This window comes from Limimaricola cinnabarinus (assembly GCF_047631075.1).
GTDB classification, from domain to species: Bacteria; Pseudomonadota; Alphaproteobacteria; order Rhodobacterales; family Rhodobacteraceae; genus Limimaricola; species Limimaricola cinnabarinus.
This window is the reverse complement of the sequence record NZ_JBLHYX010000010.1, coordinates 96516-116980: the sequence shown is the minus strand read 5'-3', so window position 1 is coordinate 116980 and position 20465 is coordinate 96516. Positions and strand designations below refer to the sequence as shown.

Annotated in this window: 20 protein-coding genes and 1 pseudogene; 6 read left to right on the top strand and 15 right to left on the bottom strand. The window is 65.2% G+C overall.

Annotation, left to right across the window (positions count from 1 at the left end):
* Positions 1 to 284 precede the first annotated feature (284 nt).
* The 8 genes from ACJASC_RS10295 to ACJASC_RS10260 form a co-directional block, all read right to left on the bottom strand.
* Positions 285 to 1037 carry a helix-turn-helix transcriptional regulator gene (locus ACJASC_RS10295; protein WP_415145745.1) on the bottom strand — a complete coding sequence of 251 codons (753 nt, stop codon included), beginning with the start codon at positions 1035 to 1037 and terminating at the stop codon, positions 285 to 287.
* Between the two features lie 146 nt (positions 1038 to 1183).
* On the bottom strand, positions 1184 to 1873 hold the full coding sequence (phoB, locus tag ACJASC_RS10290) for a phosphate regulon transcriptional regulator PhoB (RefSeq protein ID WP_021694492.1): 690 nt from the start codon (positions 1871 to 1873) through the stop codon (positions 1184 to 1186).
* A gap of 4 nt (positions 1874 to 1877) precedes the next feature.
* Positions 1878 to 2591, bottom strand: coding sequence for a phosphate signaling complex protein PhoU (gene phoU / locus ACJASC_RS10285; RefSeq protein WP_021694491.1), 714 nt, complete (start codon positions 2589 to 2591; stop codon positions 1878 to 1880).
* 12 nt (positions 2592 to 2603) lie between these two features.
* Complete coding sequence (pstB, locus tag ACJASC_RS10280; protein WP_415145742.1) at positions 2604 to 3398, bottom strand: phosphate ABC transporter ATP-binding protein PstB; 795 nt, start codon at positions 3396 to 3398, stop codon at positions 2604 to 2606.
* Between the two features lie 26 nt (positions 3399 to 3424).
* On the bottom strand, positions 3425 to 4789 hold the full coding sequence (gene pstA / locus ACJASC_RS10275; RefSeq protein ID WP_415145740.1) for a phosphate ABC transporter permease PstA: 1365 nt from the start codon (positions 4787 to 4789) through the stop codon (positions 3425 to 3427).
* Complete coding sequence (gene pstC, locus ACJASC_RS10270; RefSeq protein ID WP_415145738.1) at positions 4786 to 6249, bottom strand: phosphate ABC transporter permease subunit PstC; 1464 nt, start codon at positions 6247 to 6249, stop codon at positions 4786 to 4788. The genes pstA and pstC overlap by 4 nt, the downstream gene beginning before the upstream one ends.
* 130 nt (positions 6250 to 6379) lie before the next feature.
* Positions 6380 to 7420 carry a substrate-binding domain-containing protein gene (locus tag ACJASC_RS10265; protein ID WP_415145736.1) on the bottom strand — a complete coding sequence of 347 codons (1041 nt, stop codon included), beginning with the start codon at positions 7418 to 7420 and terminating at the stop codon, positions 6380 to 6382.
* A gap of 161 nt (positions 7421 to 7581) precedes the next feature.
* The gene (locus ACJASC_RS10260) at positions 7582 to 8616 is read right to left on the bottom strand and encodes a sensor histidine kinase (RefSeq protein WP_415145734.1); all 1035 of its coding nucleotides are present in this window, start codon (positions 8614 to 8616) and stop codon (positions 7582 to 7584) included.
* Between the two features lie 286 nt (positions 8617 to 8902).
* On the opposite strand from ACJASC_RS10260, the gene ACJASC_RS10255 reads away from it, so the two are divergent.
* Positions 8903 to 9136 carry a hypothetical protein gene (locus ACJASC_RS10255; protein ID WP_415145732.1) on the top strand — a complete coding sequence of 78 codons (234 nt, stop codon included), beginning with the start codon at positions 8903 to 8905 and terminating at the stop codon, positions 9134 to 9136.
* Positions 9137 to 9149: 13 nt separating this feature from the next.
* Here ACJASC_RS10255 and ACJASC_RS10250 read toward each other — a convergent pair whose 3' ends face one another.
* From ACJASC_RS10250 to ACJASC_RS10225, 6 genes are all read right to left on the bottom strand, one after another.
* Positions 9150 to 9671, bottom strand: a complete 522-nt coding sequence (locus tag ACJASC_RS10250; protein ID WP_415145730.1) for a gamma carbonic anhydrase family protein — start codon at positions 9669 to 9671, stop codon at positions 9150 to 9152.
* Positions 9668 to 10306, bottom strand: coding sequence for a guanylate kinase (gmk, locus tag ACJASC_RS10245; protein ID WP_021694483.1), 639 nt, complete (start codon positions 10304 to 10306; stop codon positions 9668 to 9670). Before gmk ends, ACJASC_RS10250 begins: the two co-directional genes overlap by 4 nt.
* 1449 nt (positions 10307 to 11755) lie before the next feature.
* Complete coding sequence (locus ACJASC_RS10240; protein WP_415145728.1) at positions 11756 to 12196, bottom strand: hypothetical protein; 441 nt, start codon at positions 12194 to 12196, stop codon at positions 11756 to 11758.
* Between the two features lie 64 nt (positions 12197 to 12260).
* Positions 12261 to 12383, bottom strand: coding sequence for a hypothetical protein (locus ACJASC_RS10235; RefSeq protein WP_415145726.1), 123 nt, complete (start codon positions 12381 to 12383; stop codon positions 12261 to 12263).
* Complete coding sequence (locus ACJASC_RS10230) at positions 12380 to 12949, bottom strand: NADPH-dependent FMN reductase (protein ID WP_415145724.1); 570 nt, start codon at positions 12947 to 12949, stop codon at positions 12380 to 12382. Before ACJASC_RS10230 ends, ACJASC_RS10235 begins: the two co-directional genes overlap by 4 nt.
* Positions 12950 to 13000: 51 nt before the next feature.
* Complete coding sequence (locus ACJASC_RS10225; protein ID WP_415145722.1) at positions 13001 to 13357, bottom strand: DoxX family protein; 357 nt, start codon at positions 13355 to 13357, stop codon at positions 13001 to 13003.
* A 132-nt stretch (positions 13358 to 13489) separates the two neighbouring features.
* Between ACJASC_RS10225 and ACJASC_RS10220 the strand changes: the two genes are divergently transcribed.
* The gene (locus tag ACJASC_RS10220) at positions 13490 to 14338 is read left to right on the top strand and encodes a LysR family transcriptional regulator (protein WP_415145720.1); all 849 of its coding nucleotides are present in this window, start codon (positions 13490 to 13492) and stop codon (positions 14336 to 14338) included.
* Positions 14339 to 14541: 203 nt separating this feature from the next.
* Positions 14542 to 15470: pseudogene (locus ACJASC_RS10215) on the top strand (IS3 family transposase); the annotation flags it as partial.
* Positions 15471 to 15645: 175 nt separating this feature from the next.
* Here the strand turns inward: ACJASC_RS10215 and ACJASC_RS10210 are convergent.
* Positions 15646 to 17016, bottom strand: coding sequence for a class II 3-deoxy-7-phosphoheptulonate synthase (locus tag ACJASC_RS10210; RefSeq protein ID WP_045319997.1), 1371 nt, complete (start codon positions 17014 to 17016; stop codon positions 15646 to 15648).
* 211 nt (positions 17017 to 17227) lie between these two features.
* Between ACJASC_RS10210 and ACJASC_RS10205 the strand changes: the two genes are divergently transcribed.
* From ACJASC_RS10205 to ACJASC_RS10195, 3 genes are all read left to right on the top strand, one after another.
* Complete coding sequence (locus ACJASC_RS10205; protein WP_415145772.1) at positions 17228 to 18235, top strand: GlxA family transcriptional regulator; 1008 nt, start codon at positions 17228 to 17230, stop codon at positions 18233 to 18235.
* 140 nt (positions 18236 to 18375) lie between these two features.
* Complete coding sequence (locus ACJASC_RS10200; RefSeq protein WP_415145717.1) at positions 18376 to 19572, top strand: ABC transporter substrate-binding protein; 1197 nt, start codon at positions 18376 to 18378, stop codon at positions 19570 to 19572.
* Positions 19573 to 19672: 100 nt separating this feature from the next.
* A complete protein-coding gene (locus ACJASC_RS10195; RefSeq protein ID WP_415145715.1) occupies positions 19673 to 20458 on the top strand; it encodes an ABC transporter ATP-binding protein in 786 nt (261 codons plus the stop codon).
* Positions 20459 to 20465: the final 7 nt, after the last annotated feature.

Sequence of the window (20465 nt, the reverse complement as noted above, 5' to 3'; positions counted from 1 at the left end):
GAGGCCCGACGGCAAACGCCGCCTGCATCGCAGGCGGCGTTTTGCATTTCTGCAACAAGGTGATGGAAAACGGAGTGCCGCGCCCGGCGGCGGTGACGGGCGCGGCGTGCTCATGCTGAAGTCCGACCTGCTGCTGTCGGAGATGCCCGCACCGAATGGGATAGATCCAAGGGGGCGGTGCAAAGGGTCAAAACGACCATCACTCGTCAACACCACAACCTTGTCACGATCGGCGACTCGTTGAAAGTCTGGTAATCTGGACCTCGGTCGGGGCGATCCTCGCCTTAAGAATAGAGCTGATGAAAGCGGAGCGCCCGTGCCACCGCCTGGGCCGTCGTCGTCGCATCTAGCGCCTCGCGCGCCAGCCGCAGATGCTTGTCGATGGTCGCGACACTCAATGTCAGCTCCTCGGCGATCTGCTGTACGGTGAAGCCGGCGGCGACGCAGCGCAGCACTTCCTTCTGGCGGGGAGTAAGGCGGCAGGCCACCGCGAAGATCAGTTGAAACCTGAGATGAAAGGCGTGAATCTGCGCCTCGATCTCGTCGCGTCGCTGCAGCCAGATCCGGTCGATCCGGCATTGCGGCATTTCGGGCCGCGCCGCGAGGATGAGGATCCCGCGCGACTTCTGCGGCAGCAAAGGAAAGCTGACCATGACACCGGCATGCACCTGATGCGACTGGTTGAGGTCGCGTAGGCGCGCCTCGCTGGCGGGATCACCGGGCGTCAGAATGTCCTGACGGCTCCAAAGCAGGGTACCGCTGTAATCCTGGGCCCAGTTTCCGTATCGGGTGTCGAGATAGAGACCATCGGCGACGAGGCGACGGTTGTAACTCTCGGCGTGGCTGCTGCGGAGCAGCCAGTTCGCCGGGTCGAGCGGGTCGGGTTCGGGCAGAAGGGTAAAGCCGTAGAGCAGACGATTCAGGCCGTAATCGGACATGCGCTCGCACAGCATGTCCCACAAGATCATGTCATCGCCGGTCCGTGCCACACGCGAGATGAAGCTCAGCGCGGCACTCCGGGACAATGTGTTCGACATGAGGGCCATGTCGAATATTAACACTTTCTTCAAAAAGCCCAAAGTGACCGATAGGATGAGGTAAATAGTTACATAATCTTCATTATGAGATAACCGTTATGCGCAACGAGCAATGCCCGTTATTCCCTTCACTCCTTGATAAATCGCTACCCCAGCGCGTATCCCGCGCCGCGCACCGTGCGCAGCGGATCGGCGCCGCCATGCGCGCACAGCACCTTGCGCAGTCGACCGATATGCACATCGACGGTGCGCGTGTCGACGTAAACGTCCCGCCCCCAGACCCGGTCGAGCAGCTGCTCGCGGCTCCAGACCCGGCCCGGCTTTTCGAGGAAGGTCGCCAGCAGACGAAACTCCGTCGGCCCGAGTTTCAGCATGTGCCCGTCCCGGTGCACGCGGTGCGTCTCGGCGTCGAGCGTGATGTCCTCGAAGCTCAGCGTCTCGCCCACGCCCGCCGGACGCGAGCGGCGCAGTTGGCCCTTCACCCGCGCCATCAGCTCGGTCACGGAATACGGCTTCACGACATAATCATCGGCCCCGGTCTCAAGGCCGCGCACGCGGTCGACCTCTTCGGAGCGCGCCGAGAGCATGATGATCGGCACGTCGCGCGTCTCGGGCCGCGCCTTGATGCGGCGGCAGATCTCGATCCCGGTGACCCCCGGCAGCATCCAGTCGAGCACGATCAGGTCGGGCACATCCTCGGCCACCATCAAGAGTGCGGCATCGCCATCTTCGGCCTCGGAGATGCGGAAGCCTTCGGATTCGAGGTTGTAGCTCAGCACCGCGCGCTGCGACGGCTCGTCTTCGACGATCAGGACATGGGGCTGCACTTGGCGCATCGGTTCACTCCGGGCTCGACACATAGGAGGTGTTGTCGCCCTTGGGCCGGTCCTCGTCGGGCATCTGGCCGGTGATGAGATAGATCACCTGCTCGGCCATGTTGGTGACGAGATCGCCCATGCGCTCGATGTTCTTGGCGATGAAGTGCAGGTGCATGCAGGCGGTGATCGCGCGCGGGTCCTCCATCATGTGGGTCAGGAACTCGCGGAACAGCGCGTTGTACATCTGGTCCACGTCCTGATCGCGCTGCAGCACCTCGGCGGCGAGATCCGCGTCGCGGCGCACGAAGGCGTCGAGCGTGTCCTTGAGCATGTTCTGCACCTCGCGCGCCATGCGCTTGAGCGCGGCATCGGAGCCCTCGATCGGGCTCAGCTCGGCGAGAACGGAGGTGCGCTTGGCCATGTTCTTGGCATAGTCGCCGATGCGTTCGAGGCTGGCGGCGAGCCGCAGCACCGACAGGATCACCCGCAGATCCCGGCTCACCGGGGCGCGGATCGCGATCACCCGCGCGGCTTCCTCGTTGAGCTGTTCCTCGATCGCGTCGATCACCTTGTCGCCGCGGCGCACGCGCTCGGCGTTCTCGATGTCGCGGTCGGCGAGGCTCTGGGCGCCGTCGATGATCGCGGCCTCGACGAGACCACCCATCTTGAGGATCAGCGCCTGGATGTTCTCGAGGTCGCGGTCGAAGGCCGAGGCGATGTGCTGCTTGTCGTGCATGTCCCTGCTCCCTTACCCGATCCGGCCCGAGATGTAGCTCTCGGTGCGGCTGTCCTCGGGGTTGGTGAAAATCTTGCCGGTTTCGCCGTATTCGACGAGGTTGCCCAAGTGGAAGAAGGCCGTGCGTTGGCTCACCCGTGCGGCCTGCTGCATCGAATGCGTCACGATCACCACCGAGAAGTTCTGGCGCAGCTCGTCGATCAGCTCCTCGACCTGCGCGGTGGCGATCGGGTCGAGCGCCGAGCACGGCTCGTCCATCAGCAGGATCTCGGGCTCGGTCGCGACGGCACGGGCGATGCACAGGCGCTGCTGCTGGCCGCCCGACAACCCGGTGCCCGGCGCATGCAGCCGGTCCTTGACCTCGTCCCAGATCGCGCCGCGGCGCAGCGCCTTTTCGACGATCTCGTCGAGCTCGGCCTTGTTGCGGGCAAGCCCGTGGATCTTGGGGCCATAGGCCACGTTGTCGTAGATCGATTTCGGGAACGGGTTCGGCTTCTGGAACACCATGCCGACCTTGGCGCGAAGCTGCACCGGATCGACGCGGGGGTCGTAGATGTCGGCCTCGTCGATCTTGATCTCGCCGGTGACCACCGCGCCGGGGATGGTGTCGTTCATCCGGTTGAGACAGCGCAGGAAGGTCGACTTGCCGCAGCCCGACGGCCCGATGAAGGCGGTGACGGTGCGGTCGGCAATGTCGACATCGACGCCCTTGATCGCGTGGGTGGTGCCGTAATGCACGTGCACGTCGCGCGCGGTGATCTTGGTCTCGTTCAATACGGTATTGTCCATGGTTCGCATGTCGTTCATGTCGGGGCCCCCTGCCCTGTAAGCGCTCACCAGCGCCGCTCGAAGCGGCGGCGCAGCAGCACCGCGATGAGGTTCATGGCCAAGAGGAACACCAGCAGCACGATGATGCCGCCCCAGGCGCGCTCGTAAAAGGCCGGATCGGCCCGCTTGGCCCATTCGTAGATCTGCGCCGGCATCGCCGAGTTGGGCGCGAGGAAGCCCTCGGCCACGCCCTCGGGATAGTTGGTCGCGATGTAGCCGACCATGCCGATCAGCAGCAGCGGCGCGGTCTCTCCAAGCGCCTGCGCGAGGCCGAGGATGGTGCCGGTGAGAATGCCCGGCATCGCCAGCGGCAACACGTGATGCGTCACCGCCTGCATCTTGGAGGCGCCGACGCCGAGCGCCGCGTTGCGGATCGAGGGCGGCACCGATTTCAGCGAGGCGCGGGTCGAGATGATGATCGTCGGCAGCGTCATCAGCGTCAGCACGAGGCCACCGACCAGCGGCGCCGATTGCGGCAGGTGCATGAACTGGATGAACACGGCGAGGCCGAGGATACCGAAGACGATCGACGGCACGGCGGCGAGGTTCGAGATGTTGACCTCGATGAGGTCGGTGAGCCGGTTCTGCGGTGCGAATTCCTCAAGGTAGATCGAGGCCGCGACGCCGATCGGCAGCGACAGGATCAGCACCACCAGCATCATGAAGAGCGAACCCAGCATGGCGACGCCGATGCCCGCCTGCTCGGGGCGCGAATCCGAGGCGTCGGCCCCGGTGATGAAATCCCAGTTGAACCTCTTTTCCACCAGTCCCGCGTCGCGCCACGCGTCGATCAGGTCGAGATGTTCGGCGTCGAGGTTCTTGTCGCGCGCGAGGCTGGCGCGGCTGACGCGGCCCTTGAGATAGCCATCGACGCGGCTCGAGGCCAGTAACTCGACCGAGACGGTCTGACCGATCAGTTCAGGGTTGGCGAGCACCCGGTCGCGCAGCTGCGCGGCGGCCGAGGAGGAGAGGATCTTGGTCAGGGCCTTGGGCGCGAGCTCGGTCTCGACGCCGGTCCTTTCAACCAGATCGGCGAGCGCCTGTTCGATCAACGGCGCATAGCCGAAGGTCGAGACCTTGGCGATCTTGGCCGGGTCGCGGTCGCCGTCCTTGTCGAGCTTTTCCTCGAGGAGGGGCACGTCGAGCTGCACGTAGCTCTGGGTGAAGGCGGTCAGCCCGTTCGACAGGATCGCCCAAAGGAGCGCCACGAGGAACAGCATGCCGATGCCAAGCGCTGCGATGCCATAGGCCTTGAAGCGACGTTCGGCGCGGTTGCGCTTTTTCGTGCGCGCATCCGTGACGAGCAGCGAGCCCCCCTTGGGCGCGGGGCGGTCGGCCGGGAACGCGCCGGATTGCGGGATATCGGTCATTCGTATTGCTCCCTGTAGCGGCGCACGATCCACAGCGCGACGACGTTCAGCGCCAGCGTGATCACGAAGAGGGTCATGCCGAGGGCGAAGGCGACCAGCGCCTCGGGCGAGGAGAAATCGGCGTCACCGGTGAGCTGGCTCACGATCTTGGCGGTCACCGTGGTCATGGCGTCGAACGGGTTCATCGACAGCCGGGCCGCGGCCCCTGCCCCCAGCACCACGATCATCGTCTCGCCGATGGCGCGGGATGCCGCGAGCAGCACCGCGCCGACGATGCCGGGAAGTGCGGCGGGCAACACCACCTGGCGGATCGTCTCGGAGCGGGTCGCCCCGAGGCCGAGGCTCCCGTCGCGCAGGCTCTGCGGCACCGCGTTGATGATGTCATCCGACAGCGACGAGACAAAGGGGATGAGCATGATGCCCATGACGAGGCCCGCGGTCATGACGGCGGTGCCGCCCTGCATCCAGCCCAAGCCGAGCCAGCCGCCGCGCCCGAAGGCCTCGACCAGCAGCGGGCCGACGGTGAGCAGCGCGAAGAGGCCGTAGACGATGGTCGGGATGCCCGCGAGCATCTCCAGCATCGGCTTGGCCCATGCGCGGACGTTGCGATGCGCGTATTCGGCAAGGTAGACAGCCGCGAAGAGACCGATCGGCACCGCCACCAGAAGCGCGATCAGCGAGATGTAGAGCGTGCCCCAAAGGAGCGGCAGGATGCCAAGCTCGGAACCGCCGCCGAAGCTTGGGCTCCAAGTCGTGCCGAAGAAGAACTCCGCCGCCGGATAGAGACGGAAGAACTCAATGGTGTTGAACACCAGCGCCAGAACGATGCCCACCGTGCTCAGGATCGCGATCAGCGCGGCCGAGATCAGTACGCCGCGCATCGCCTGTTCGACGGCGTTGCGGGCGCGAAAATCGGGCTGGGCGCGGCGCATGCCCCAGGCCGCCCCCGCAAGGGCGAGGCCGATCACGGCGATGCCGCGCGCCAGATCGCCGGTGCCGGAAATGCGCCGCCAGCGCAGCGCCGCATCGCGGGTGGCCGGGGTGACGTCCGAGCCGAGCGCCACGCCCTGCGACGCCATCTGCGCGCGCAACGCCTCGGGCGGTAGGTCGCGCACGGCGGCGTTGGTGAGCGTGCCGCGCGCGACGGCGGCGTCGAGGCCGGCCGCGAGGCGTTGAACATCGGCCATCATCAGCGAGGGTACGGCGCCCTCCCCGGCCTCGGCTTCGAGCACCGGCCAGACGAGGCTTCGAGTCGCGACGGGTTGGGCCAGCAACCAGACGGCCAGTAACAGGAGCGTGGGCCCCGCGGCATAGATCGCGGCGGTCCAGCCATAGTAATTCGGGAGGGAGTGGAGCCTGCGCTCCTCGCGTTTGGCCGCGCCTTGCGCACGCGCGCGGGCCAGCACGAAACCGGCAGCGGCGATGGCCAGGACGATCAGGGCGATCCAGGACGGGGACATGGCGGGGCCTTCAATTGTCGAGGCCCGAAGCGGGGTCGCGTCGGGCCGGGGCGGTGTCGGGTCTGTCGTGCGCGGATACTAGACCGGTCGGGGGCGGCGTTGCCGCCGCCCCTCCCCGATAACGGCTGCGTTACATCGCGTCCATGGTGGTGCCGTTCGCCACCGTCTCTTGCGTCGCGGCAAGCTCGGGGTCGGCCACGAGGCCGTAGGCCGCCAGCGGGCCGTCGGGACCGGCGATCTCGTCGGCCACGAAGAATTCCACGAACTCCTGCAGGCCGGGGATCACGCCGAGATGCGCCTTCTTGACGTAGAAGTAGAGCGGGCGCGACACCGGGTATTCGCCCGACGCGATGGTCTCGGTCGAGGGCTCGACGCCGGACATGGTCGCGACCTGCAGGCTGTCGGTGTTGTTCTCGTAGAACGACAGGCCGAAGACGCCGATGCCGTTCGGATTGGCCTCGATGCGCGCCAGCGTCTCGGTGTAGTCACCGTCGATGTCGATCGACACGCCATCGGTGCGGGTCTGCATGCAGGCCGCCTCGGCGGCATCCTCGTCCATGCCGGCGTCCATAATCGCCTGCATCGCGCCGGTCTCCTCGCAACCCGCGAGCAGCACCTTCTCTTCGAAGACTTCGCGGGTGCCGTGCTTGGTGCCCGGGATGAAGGCGAGGATTTCCTGATCGGGCAGGTCGGCGTTGACATCGGCCCAGCTGGTGTTGGGGTTCGAGACCATCTCGCCGCCCTCGGGGATCTCGGCGGCCAGAGCGTTGTACCAGTCGGCAGGGGTGAAGGCGAAGCTCTCGCCGCTGATGTCGGAAGCGAAGACGATGCCGTCATAGCCCACGCGCACTTCGATGATCTCGTTCACGCCGTTGGAGGCACAGGCCTCGACCTCGCCCTCGCGCATCGCGCGGCTGGCATTGGCGATGTCGATGGTGTTTTCGCCCACGCCTTCGCAGAACCGCGCGAGACCGGCCGAGGAGCCGCCCGATTCCACGACCGGGGTCGGGAAATCGAAGTTCTCGCCAAAGGCCTCAGCGACGATCGAGGCATAGGGCAGCACGGTCGAGGAGCCGGCGACCTGCACGTTGTCGCGCCCTTGGGCGGTGGCGAAGCCGGCGGTGGCGGCGATGAGGGCCGCGCTCGAGGCGGTCATCTTGACGAAGGACATGGATCGCTCCTGTTTTTTCATTCCCCCGGAGCGCCGCGGCGCCCCGTTGCCGTCCGATTAGTTACGTGGGAACTCCGTTTTGTGACAGTTGTGTAAAACTTTCATGACAGCCCGCGATCTAGCGCGGATGACCCTACGACAAGGGCTGACATTCACGCGCGTTATTCGCTGGGCAGGACCACGGTGAGGGAACTGCCCTGCCCCTGCACGCTCTCGATCCGAAGCCGGCCGCGATGGCGGTTCACGATATGCTTGACGATGGCGAGACCGAGCCCGGTGCCGCCCACGGCGCGCGAGCGGTGCGGATCGACGCGGTAGAAGCGCTCGGTCAGCCGCGGCAGGTGGTGTGCCGCGATGCCGTCGCCATGGTCGCGCACTTTGAGCCGCACACCGGGACCGCGCAGGTCGGGCTGGATCTCGGGCGCGGTGAGCATGACCTCGACCGGACGCTCCGTGCCGCCATACTTGATCGCGTTGCCGATGAGGTTGGTCAGCACCTGCCGCAGCTGTTCCTCGTCGCCCGGCACCACGACCGGCGCCTCCGGACCCTCGAACACCAGCCGCAGACAGGCCTGCGCGGCGATCGGCTCCAACAGCGCGATCACCTGCCCCGTCAGGCCCGACAGGTCGACCGGTGCGGTCGGGCGCAGCCGTTCGTCCTGTTCGACGCGGCTGAGCGACAACAGGTCGGAGACGAGCTGCGACATGCGCGCGGCCTCGCGCTCCATGATCCCGAGGAACCGATCCTGCGCGGCGGCGTCGTCACGCGCCGCGCCGCGCAGCGTCTCGATGAAGCCCGACAGCGCGGTGATCGGCGTGCGCAGCTCGTGGCTTACATTAGTGACGAAATCGCGCCGCATCGCGCCCGCCGCCTCGACCGCCGTGACATCCTCGAAGCTGAGTGCGACGCCGCGCCCGCCGGGCAGTTGCACGGCCCCCGCCGTGACGTCCCATGTGGTGTCGCGGCTGCCCGAACGCCCGAGATAGCGCGCGCGCCGCTCTTTGCCGTCGCGCAGCACCGCCTCCACCGCGTCGAGCACGGCGGGCTGACGCAGCGCGGTGATATAGTGCCGCCCCGTCTGTGCCGCACCCAGAAGGGTCCGGGCCGCGGGATTCGCGGCCTCGATCCGTTCGGCAGGGCCGATCAGCAGCACCGGAAGCGGCAAGGCCGCCATGAGAGAATCAAGGGATTCCATGATTTAGCACTCAACTCCCGGCCATGCCGTCACGGTGTTTCGGTCGCGGCGCGATTGAATGTTCCATTCACCCCCCCGAATCTGTAGAGCCTGCGGCCTAATCACACATTGCGCATGAATGGCGCTGTCGCCGGAGCTATATCGCATGACACTCGACCCGCTCGTCCGCAATGATGATCACGGGCAGATCACGCTCGCCGTCGGTCAGGTCGCGCGAACCCCGAGCAGAGCCGTGAGGGTCCCGGCCGAGACATTGCAGGATTTGCGGTACTGCGGTTTCGATCAGGTGACATCGGAGCTTCTCTACTGCCTGAAGCCGGTGATGATCGTCTCGGACCTGATGGGGCCGCGGTTCGACGCGGTGGATCTGGCGCTCAGGCTGACGGCGCTGGGCTATGACGGCCCCTACCGGGTGCTCGTCAGGACATCGGTCCGCGACGCATGGATGGTGCGTGACGAGATCCGCACGATCGCGCCGTGGATCGATTTCGACCTGATCGCGCATGCGTCCGGCAGCTGATCCGCACGGCATCTCAGATCGCTTCGAGACCGCTTCGGAACCGGACCGCGTTGTCGCGGTAGTTGAGCGCCGATTGCCGCAGCTTCGCGATCGCGGCCTCGTCGAGTTGGCGGATCACCTTGCCCGGCACGCCCATCACGAGGCTGCCATCGGGGATCTCCTTGCCCTCGGTGATCAGCGCGCCCGCGCCGATCAGGCAGTCGCGGCCGATCCGCGCGCCGTTGAGCACCGTGGCGCCCATGCCGATCAAGGAGTTCTCGCCGATCGTGCAGCCATGCAGCATCGCCTTGTGGCCGACGGTGACGCCCGCGCCGATCTCGAGCGGAAAGCCCATGTCGGTGTGCAGCACGCAATTTTCCTGCACGTTGGTGTTTTCGCCCAAGCTGATGCGCTCATTGTCGCCGCGGATCGTCGTGCCGAACCAGACCGAGCTTCCGGGGGCCAGCGTCACCTTTCCGATCACATGGGCACCGGGGGCGACCCACGCGGTCGCATCAATTTCGGGGGTCTCTCCGTCGAGCGCGTAGATGGTCATGATCTCTCCTCGAACTCCGCCTGCAGCCCGCGCACATGGTCAAGAAGCCAGGGCTGCTGGCTGCGGCGCAGACGTTCGGCCTCGATGATGATCTTGAGCCGTGCCTCGGTTACGTCAAGCTCGTCATTGACCAGCACGTAGTCGTAGCCGTCCCAATGGCTGATCTCGTCCCAGCTTTTCTGCATCCGCCGCTCGATCACCTCGGGCGCGTCCTGCGCGCGCCCGACGAGGCGGCGGTGCAGCTCTTCGATCGAGGGCGGCAGGATGAAGATCGACAGCACTTGGTCGGCCATGCGGCTGTTCGAGATCTGCTGCGCGCCCTGCCAGTCGACGTCGAACAACACGTCGCGCCCGGCCTCGGTCGCCTCTGCCACCGGCCCGCGTGGGCTACCGTAATAGTTTTCGAAGACGCGAGCATGCTCGAGCATCTCGCCTTCGGCCACGAGATGCTTGAACCGCTCTTCGCTGACGAAGTGATAGTCGGCTCCATCGGTCTCGCCCGGTCGCGGCGCGCGGGTCGTGGCCGAGACCGAGAAGCCCAAGGTCGGGTCCCAAGCGCGCAGGCGCCGCGCCAGCGTCGATTTGCCGGCGCCGGAGGGCGAGGACAGGATGATGAGAAGGCCGCGCCGTTGCATGATGTCCGCTGCTCCGTTCAAGTGCCGATCTGGATGGGGCCGGGGTTAGGCGGATCGGGCCCGCGCGACAAGACCGGCACGCGACGTTAAGCAATCTACTAAATAGTAAGGGGGTGTCCGCAAAATGTGCTGGCGCGCTTCGCTTTCGAACAAAAAGGCCAACCTTTTTCCGTGAACACCACGGAGGACACCCGGTGCTACACCACGACTTTCGACGTCTCCTGGACGCACTCGGCGATCCGAACCCTGCTCAGATCGAGCATGCCCAGACAAAGATCATGGATCCCCGACGAAAAACGGAGGCGATCTCCGAGATCGAAGCGCGCGCAAGCCATGAGAAACCGTGCCCGTCCTGCGGTATCGAACACCGACAGAAGTGGGGAACGAACGCGCACCGGCATTCAACGCTACCGGTGCCGGGGGTGCGGGAAAACCTACTCGGGCCGGACTGGCTCTGTCCTGGGCCGCATTCATCGACCTGACCTGTTCATGGTCGTGCTTCGGAACATGTTGGGCACTTCTGCGCCGCAGTCGGTACGGAAGCTTGCAGGGCTGCTCGGGGTCGACAAATACACGGTCTGGCGCTGGCGGATGCTGGTATTCTCAATCATTGATCGCGGCGAAGATACCGCTTTTTCCGGGATTATCGAAGCAGATGAAACTCATCAACGGGAGTCACGGAAGGGATCTCGAGAATGGGTTCGGCACTTCGCAGATCGGCAGAATGTCCTTCAGCCGCCACGCCCAAGGTGGGAGGACTTCACCACAAAGGGGCTGAAGATGATGCGGGGCCTCTCGAAGTGGCAGCTCCCCATACTCACTGGCGCTGATCGGAGCGGCGCGCGACTGTTCCAGCGACTTCCGAATCGCCAGAGCGCGACATTGGAGCGTCCTCTGAAGCCCCTTCTGCCGCAGGATGCCGTGCTGTACTCGACGGTGCCCGCGGCTATGCGACTGTGGCAGCAAACGGCGGCATCGAACACTTCGTGATCGGCAGCAAGCCCGGTACGCGCGTCACCGCAGGCTGCTATCACATACAGAACGTGAACTCGCTTCACGCCCGCTACGACAAGTTCATCAAGCCCTTCTGTGGTCCGGCCACGAAGAACCTGAACAGCTACATACGGTGGCTGGAGGTTCGTTTGGCGGGGATGACGCCAGCCGACGTAATTCGAGCCTCGTAACGCTTCACCGCGGAGGGCAGATGTCCGCAATCACCGTCGAGTGTCGCCCTGTCGTGCGGCCTCTGGATCGAGTCATCTCGGGAGGAAAGCGGAAGTGCGCTGCGGGATCTAAGAACGCTTGCTGTGTGCGCTCCGTGAGCGGAGGCAACAATAGCCGGGTCTGGCCAGCCTACTTAGTCGAATGTGCGGCTTCGCGCTTGGTGCGTCGGTGGCGACTCGAGATCCGGGCCCCGGCATTGTTGCCAAGAACCCGGAAGCAGGTTCCTCAGCGGGCCCTACAGGCGGTGAACCAGACCCAGAAACTTAGAAGGATCGCCGCGCCGGAGATGAAGGTCATCACTGTGCCGGGGAAGAAGTTCACGTAGCCGGGGAAATCGACGAACAGCAGGTAGCCCAAATCGGCCAGGCCGCCGACCATGCCGGTCACCCAAATCGCCGTCATGTTGCCGCGCCAGATCAGCACCCCGCCGATGATGGTCGCGACACCGAACCACAGCAGGTTCCATCCGTGCTGGTTGAGAATACCGCCCGCTGCGGGGTGATATTCGGCCGCGAGAGCTGCGGGATCTACCGCGTCGGCAATGGCGGCAAAGCCGGAGGACGCGTCGGAACTCAGGACAACCCCGCCGGCGAAGGCGTGAACGAGGCCCCAGATCACCCAGAGGACGGTGGCGATCTTGAGGGTAGTCTTCTGCGTGTTGGTCATCTTGGTTTCCTTCAGTTCTAAGTTTGGGCAACGCTTCCGGCGAGGAGGCGATCTTCCGGCGCGGTCAGGCCCGACCCAGGAGCTTGTTGTATTTGGTCAGGAAGAGGTCGCGGCCCTTCATCATTCGCGTGACCCAATCGCCGAGCGTTGCGACCATCATGAACGAACTGCCGCGCTTCGGGCTCATGCGGCCTCTCCTTTTTGCGCCTGCTCCGTGACCAGCGCCGAGAGGGCGGCGTCCAGCGCCGCGATGTCCTCGGCGCGAGTGAGCGATGCGGTGTCGGCATTCCAGGCTTCGCCCCATGTGCCGATCCCTTGCACGCCACGCAGGTCGGCCCCGAAGAATGGCGCCAGTTGTGCTTGATGGCCCAGCACGCCCGCGCCGGCGCGCGGCCCCGGGGTGGCGGCGAGGAAGACGACCGGCTTGTTCTGCCAGACCTTCATGTCGATCCGGCTCATCCAATCAAAGAGGTTCTTCCAGGCGGACGTGACCGTGCCGTTATGCTCCGCGAAGGAGACCAGCACCGCATCCGCCGCGCCGATCGTGTCAAAGAAGCTCCGGGCAGCCTGCGGGATACCGGACGCACGCTCGCGATCGATGGAGTAGATCGGCATTTCGAAGTCGGTCAGGTTGACAAAGGCGACCTCCGCTTCCTGCGACATCTTGGACTGGAAGCGCGCGGCCGCGAATTCGATCAGGGCGCGGTTGATGGAATTGCTGCTGTTTGTAGCCGCGAAAGCGAGGATTTTCATGGGCCAACTCCGTTCTGATCTTGAAGCAGGGGCAGGATGACTGAACGCCAATCAGGCGCGGCCGAGGTAGGCGGGAATCTGTGCGCGATGGAGGTAGAGGACACCTGCGCTGAGCAGGCCGAGGACGATGGAAGGGACGGCTGACGGACCAAGAACGAGCCAGTGAGCCAGCGCCGCGCCAACCATCGTGGCACCAAGCAGGCCCGCGCCCACGACTTGACGGCCGGGCAGCCAGAGCAGAACCGCACCGGCGATTTCGACGATCCCGGTGAGATACCGGAACCACTGGCCCAGCCCGATCGTGTCGTAGGTTGCGACCATCATCTCGGCACCGGCAAGTTTGGCGGCACCGGCTCCGACGAAAGCTACTGTCAAAAGGGCGCGCAGGCCGAGCGAGATGTATTTCATGACGTTCGTTCTCTGTGTCCATGTGTGGGCGGTTGACCCTGTAAGTGCCACCGGTCGGTGATGCGCACCAGATACTGAGTTGTGCATCATATGCGCGTTGATGCGACATCGCTGGACTGCTAATCAGGTCGCATGCAACATTGGACGGAACTTCGAACTGCGCTCATGCTCGCCCGCCATGGCACCGTCAGCGCGGCAGCGGAGGCCCTCGGCGTGCATAGGGCCACCGTCAATCGGCACGTCGATACGCTGGAGACGGCGTTCCAGACCCGGCTGTTTCAGCGCCACGCCCGTGGCTATACGCTGACGGAGAGCGGCCAGGAGATGCTGGAGGTTGCCCGTCGCGCCGACGAGATGTTCGCCGATCTCGCCGGCCGTAACCGGGGGCGTTCCGGCAGGCTGTCGGGCAAGCTCGTCGTGACCGCCCTCGCGGGCGTCGCACCGCTGATCACGCCGGCGCTGCGGGAGTTCCATTTCGACCACCCGAAGATCGAGCTGGAGTTCACGGCCACGACCAACCTGGCGCGCCTCGAGCACGGCGAGGCGCATGTCGCCTTTCGCGCCGGTGCCAAACCGCAGACCCCGGACTACGTGGTCAAACTGTTCCGCCATGTCCGCTTCGGCCTCTATGCCAGCCGCGATTATGTCCGCAGGCGCGGGCGACCGGACATCGGCAGGCTGGACGGCCACAGCTTCGTCGGCTCGGTGGATGAAACCTCGCGGCTGCCGTTCGTGGGGTGGATGCGGGAAAACCTCAGTGCGGGCATGATGCTGATCAAGGTGACGGACCCGCTGGTTCTGAGCACGGCCGTCAAGGACGGCATGGGCACCGGGTTCCTCGGCGAGCACGACGCAGCCCGGGACCCGGACCTCATCGAGATCCTGCCCCCGTCAGAAGAATGGTCGGCGCCGATATGGGTTGTCACTCACGCCGACCTTCATCGCACAGAAAAAGTGCAGCGGTTCCTCGAGAAGCTTTGAACCGCAGCTTTGGATTATGCGGTGCTTCGCCCCGAGAGACGCTTAGCTGAGCAGTTCTTTTGCGGCGAGCGAGCAGCCGTCAGGATCAACTGCCGTTCGTCCCGAGATCAAACATCAGTGACGGAGTCCTTGAGCCTCCGCTATGGGCCGCTCATTCCAGTTAGCTGCCGATATTTGAACGGCAGCTTCGTTCCGCCTTGGCAACGGACGCGCGTCTGCTGCGGGCACTCGAAGACGAGAACGCCAAGCTCAAGAAGCTGCTGGCCGAGCAGATGCTCGACAACGCCATCCTGCGGACTGTCGCGGCAAAAAAATGGTAGCGCCCGGCGTCAGGCACTGGCGGTGGATCGATCGAGCGTGCGCTACCGCAGCGTTCGGCCCCGACGGTCGCCATTGGAGCGCCATTGGTCCGAGCGACAATGACGACGAGGCACGAATGGCCATGAAGGCGGTGGCGTCGGAAGGACGGCGGTTCGGCTACCGGCGCATCCACGTGATGCTGGAGCGGCAGGGGATCGTGATGAACCTCAAGAAGCTGCGGCGGCTGTATCGCGAGGAGAAGCTTCAGGTGCGGCGCCGGGGCGGACGCAAGCGGGCCTCGGGCACGAGGCGTCCCTTGCTGGTGCCGGGTGCTGCGAACCCGCGCTGGAGCCTCGATTTCGTCAGCGATGCGCTGACGGATGGCCGCCGGTTTCGAATACTGGCCGTGGTCGACGACTTCACCCGGGAGTGCTTGGCGCTGGTCGCGCTCGCCATTGTCCTCGGACCAATGGCGGACAAAAGCTCGCCCTCGCTATCGGGGCAACGAGTGGCTCGGGAGCTCGACACGCTCATCGCTCGGCGGGGCCAGCCTCTGACCATCGTCAGCGACAACGGGACGAAGTGCACCTCCATGGCCATCCTGGCCTGGAGCCAGCGCACGGCGGTTGGCTGGCATTACATCGCGCCCGGCAAGCCGATGCAGGACGGCTTCGTCGAGAGCTTCAACGGCCGGCTCCGCGACGAGTTGCTCAACGAGGTGCTGTTCTCGACGCTCGGCGATGCCCGGCGTCAAATCCAGGCATGGCAGCTCGATTACAACCTGCACCGCCCCCACTCAGCCTTGGGCAACATCCCACCCGCCGAATTCGCCATGAAGACAGCACTGGAACAGACGGCCGCATAGCCTCAAATATCACCCACGGATTCTCCGTCAAACCGGAGGAAAGACGGGTTTCAGCTCACTCAGGCTCGTGCCCGTCTGAGGCGTAATAGAAAGGGGCGGCCCGAAAGCCGCCCCTTCGACCCTACCATCCGATGCGGAGCGATCAGACCGCCTTGGCGGCCTGCATTCCGGCGCGGCGCGACGACAGTTCCTCGGCCACGAGAAAAGCCAGCTCCAGCGACTGCGAAGCGTTGAGGCGCGGATCGCAGGCGGTGTGATAGCGGTCCGACAGATCCTCGTCGGTCACGGCACGGACGCCGCCGGTGCATTCGGTCACGTCGGCGCCGGTCATCTCGAAATGCACGCCACCGGGGATCGTGCCCTCGGCGTTGTGCACACCGAAGAACTCGCGCACCTCGCGCAGCACGCTCTCGAATGGGCGCGTCTTGTAGCCCGAGGAGGATTTGATGGTGTTGCCATGCATCGGATCGCACGACCACGTCACCTTGGCACCCTCTTCCTGCACCGCCTTGATCAGGCGCGGCAGATGCTCGCCCACGGAACCCGCGCCAAAGCGCGCGATCAGGGTCAGGCGACCCTCTTCGTTGAGCGGGTTGAGCTTGGCCATCAGCGCCTTGAGATGCCCGGTGGTCATCGAGGGCCCGCATTTCAGGCCGATCGGGTTCTGCACGCCGCTGGCGAACTCGACATGCGCGCCGTCGGGCTGACGGGTGCGGTCGCCGATCCAGATCATGTGACCCGACCCCGCGAGCCACTTGCCCGAGGTGGAATCCACGCGGGTCAGCGCCTCTTCGTATTCCAAGAGCAGCGCCTCGTGCGAGGTGAAGAACTCCACCGTCTGCAGCGCATGCGCGGCCTCGTCACGGATGCCGGCTGCCTCCATGAAGTCGAGCGCATCGGTGATGCGGTTGGCCATGTCGCGGTACTTCTCGGCCTCGGGCGCGCCGATGAAACCCAGCGTCCAGGCGTGGACCTTGTGCACGTCGGCATAGCCGCCGGTGGAGAAGGCGCGCAGCAGGTTCAGCGTGCCCGCGGCCTGCGTGTAGGCCTGCAACATTCGTTCGGGGTCGGGAATCCGGGCTTCGGGGGTGAAATCGAAGCCGTTGATGATATCGCCGCGGTAGCTCGGCAACTCGACGCCATTCGCGGTTTCGGTCGGCGCGGAGCGCGGCTTGGCGAACTGGCCGGCCATGCGACCCACCTTCACCACCGGCACCTTGGCGCCGAAGGTCAGCACCACCGCCATCTGCAGCATCACCTTGAAGGTGTCACGGATATGGTCGGCGTTGAAGGCGGCGAAGCTCTCGGCGCAGTCGCCGCCCTGCAGCAGAAACGCCTCGCCGCGCCCGGCGGCGGCGAGCTTGGCGCGCAGACGGCGCGCTTCGCCCGCAAAGACCAGCGGCGGATAGGAGGCAAGACGCGCCTCGACGGCGGAGAGACGCTCCGCGTCGGTATAATCGGGCATCTGCACCCGCGGCTTGGCGCGCCAGTCGGCCTTTTTCCACTCGGTCATGGTCATCGCTCCAATGGAGGCTTCGGGAATATCGGCGGTCTCTATAGCGCGCATGGGCGGGCGGGCCAACGCGAAATGCCGCGTCGCGGCCATATCATGGGTCGGTTTGCCCGCCGTGCCGCCGCTGTCGGGCGCACTTGATGCGGGCGGGCAAACCTGTTTCGGTCTTGGGCAACCGTGGCACGCCGCCACGGGTCAGGCCGGGCGCGACATGACAGACGACACCACGATCTCCCTTGGCTCAGGCGATCCGGGCCGCCCGCGGCGCTTCGTCTTCGTGCTGCTGCCGAATTTCACCATGCTGTGTTTCGCCTGCGCGGTGGAGGCGCTTCGGATCGCCAACCGCATGGCGGGCCGCGAGATCTATAGCTGGACGCTGGCGGGCGATGGCGGCGAGACGGCGATCTGCTCGAACGGCACGGTGTTCAAGCTCGACATGGATCTCGACGAGCTGACGCGCGACGACACGGTCATGCTTTGCGGCGGTCTCGACGTGCAGTCGGCGAGCACCAAGCGGGTGCTCAACTGGATCAGGCGCGAGGCGCGGCGCGGCGCGGTGATGGCCGGGCTGTGCACCGCCGGTTATACGCTGGCCAAGGCGGGTCTGCTCGACGGCAAGAAGGCGACGATCCATTGGGAGAACCAGGACAGTTTCGCCGAGGAGTTCGAGGAGGTGACGCTCACCCGGTCGGTCTTCGTGGTCGATGGCAACCGGATCACCACGGCGGGCGGCACCGCCTCGATCGACCTGATGCTCAAGCTCATCGCCGACGATCATGGCGAGGATCTCGCCAACGCGGTGGCCGATCAGCTCATCTATTCGTCGATCCGCACCGATCAGGACACGCAGCGCCTGTCGACGCCGACCCGGATGGGCGTGCGCCACCCCAAGCTCGCGCAGGTCATCAAGGCCATGGAAAAGGCGATCGAGGAGCCGATCAGCCCGGCCATTCTGGCAGAGCGCACCGGCATGTCGACGCGTCAGCTCGAACGGCTGTTCCGCCGCTATCTTAACCGCAGCCCCAAGCGATACTACATGGAGTTGCGCCTGAGCCGTGCGCGCAACCTTCTGATGCAGACCGACATGAGCGTGATCAACGTGGCGCTAGCCTGCGGTTTCGCCTCGCCCTCGCACTTCTCCAAATGCTACCGCGCGCATTACCAGACCACGCCCTACCGCGAACGCGGCAGCCACGGCGCGCGCCTTGCCCCGCAGTAGCTTTGGCCGGTCGAAAGCGTCGGCGACTCGGACTGGAACGGTGCGTCGTTCTCCTTACGGCAGGCTTGCGCAACCACTTTCTTTTCGCATGAGCGACGTCTAGCGTGCCTGTATAAAAATCAATCGTCAGGGAGACGAACATGAAGAAACTGCTGCTGGCTTCCGCCGCGACCGCGCTCGTCGCGGGCTCCGCCATGGCCGAAAGCCACATGGGTCCGGTCAAGATCGGCATCATTCTCGGCTTCACCGGCCCGCTCGAGTCGATCACGCCCGACATGGCTGGCGGCGCGGAGCTGGCGATCAACGAAGTCAACGAATCCGGCGCCTTCATGGGCGGTGCTACGATCGAGGCCGTGCGCGCGGATTCCACCTGTATCGACAGCGCCGCCGCGACCGCCGCGGCCGAGCGCCTGATCACCAATGACGGCGTCGCCGGCATCATGGGCGCCGACTGTTCGGGTGTCACCGGCGCGATCTTGCAGAACGTCGCGCGCGCCAACGGCGTGGTGATGATCTCGCCCTCCGCCACCTCGCCCGCCCTGTCGGAAGCCGAGGATGACGGGCTGTTCTTCCGCACCGCGCCCTCCGACGCCCGTCAGGGCGAGATCATGTCCAAGGTCATCATGGACCGTGGCATCGATGAGGTCGCGCTCACCTACACCAACAACGATTACGGCAAGGGTCTCGCCGACAGCTTCCAGAAGGCCTTCGAGGCCGATGGCGGCTCGGTGACCATCTCGGCGGCGCATGAAGACGGCAAGGCCGACTACTCCGCCGAAGTCGGAGCGCTGGCCTCCGCCGGTGGCGCGGCGCTCGTGGTGGCTGGCTACACCGATCAGGGTGGCAAGGGCATCATCCAGGCCTCGGTCGACTCGGGCGCGTTCGACACCTTCGTGCTGCCCGACGGCATGATCGGCCAGCAGATCGTCGACGATCTCGGTTCGGCGCTCGACGGCTCCTTCGGCCAGCTTCCGGGCTCGGACAGCGAAGGCTCGGCCATCTTTCAGGAAATGGCGACCGAGGCGGGCATCGACCCGACCGGCGTCTATACCGGAGAGAGCTACGACGCCGCCGCGCTGCTGATCCTCGCCATGGCGAAGGCGGGCTCGACCTCGGCCGCCGATTACGCGGGCGAGATCATGGACATCGCCAACGCCCCGGGCGAGCAGATCCTGCCCGGCGACCTGGCCAAGGCGCTTGAGCTGATCGAGGCCGGCGAGGAGATCGACTATGTCGGCGCCACCGCCGTGGAGCTGGTCGAGCCGGGTGAGAGCGCTGGCACCTTCAAGGAGATCGAGATCAAGGACGGTGCCATCGAAACCGTCGGCTTCCGCTGATCCAAGCCGCGCCGTGCCCCTCGGGGCGCGGCGCATTCCTCAACAAGAACATGGCCCAGACCCCCGAAACTTCGGGGAAACCGGGTCGATCGGGGACCAGATGATCACCGTCGAGAACCTTCACCGCCACTTCGGCGGTTTTCACGCCGTGGACGGCGCCAGCCTGCGGATCGAGACCGGCTCGATTACCGGGCTCATCGGCCCGAATGGCGCAGGAAAGACAACGCTTTTCAATGTTATAGCCGGCAGACTTCCACCGACGTCGGGGCGCGTCACCATGGATGGCGAAGACGTCACCGGCCTGCCGCCGCACGAGCTTTTCAGCAAGGGTCTGCTGCGCACCTTCCAGATCGCGCATGAGTTCTCCTCGATGACGGTACGCGAGAACCTGATGATGGTGCCCGAGGGCCAGCATGGCGAGACGCTTTGGAACGCTTGGTTCGGACGGGGCAAGATCGCGGCGCAGGAACGGGAGCTTGCGAAGAAGGCCGACGAGGTTCTTGATTTCCTGACGATTTCCCATCTCGCCGATGAGCGCGCTGGCAATCTTTCGGGCGGCCAGAAAAAGCTTCTGGAGTTGGGCCGCACGATGATGGTGGACGCCAAGATCGTGTTCCTCGATGAGGTCGGCGCCGGCGTGAACCGCACGCTTCTCAACACTATCGGCGACGCCATCGTGCGGCTCAACAAGGAGCGCGGCTACACCTTCTGCGTGATCGAGCACGACATGGATTTCATCGGTCGGCTCTGCGACCCGGTGATCGTCATGGCCGAGGGCAAGGTTCTGGCCCAGGGCTCCGCCGACAGCATCATGAAGAACGAGGCGGTGATCGAGGCCTATCTCGGCACCGGACTCAAGAACAAGACCGTCGGGGAGACGGCATGAGAGGACG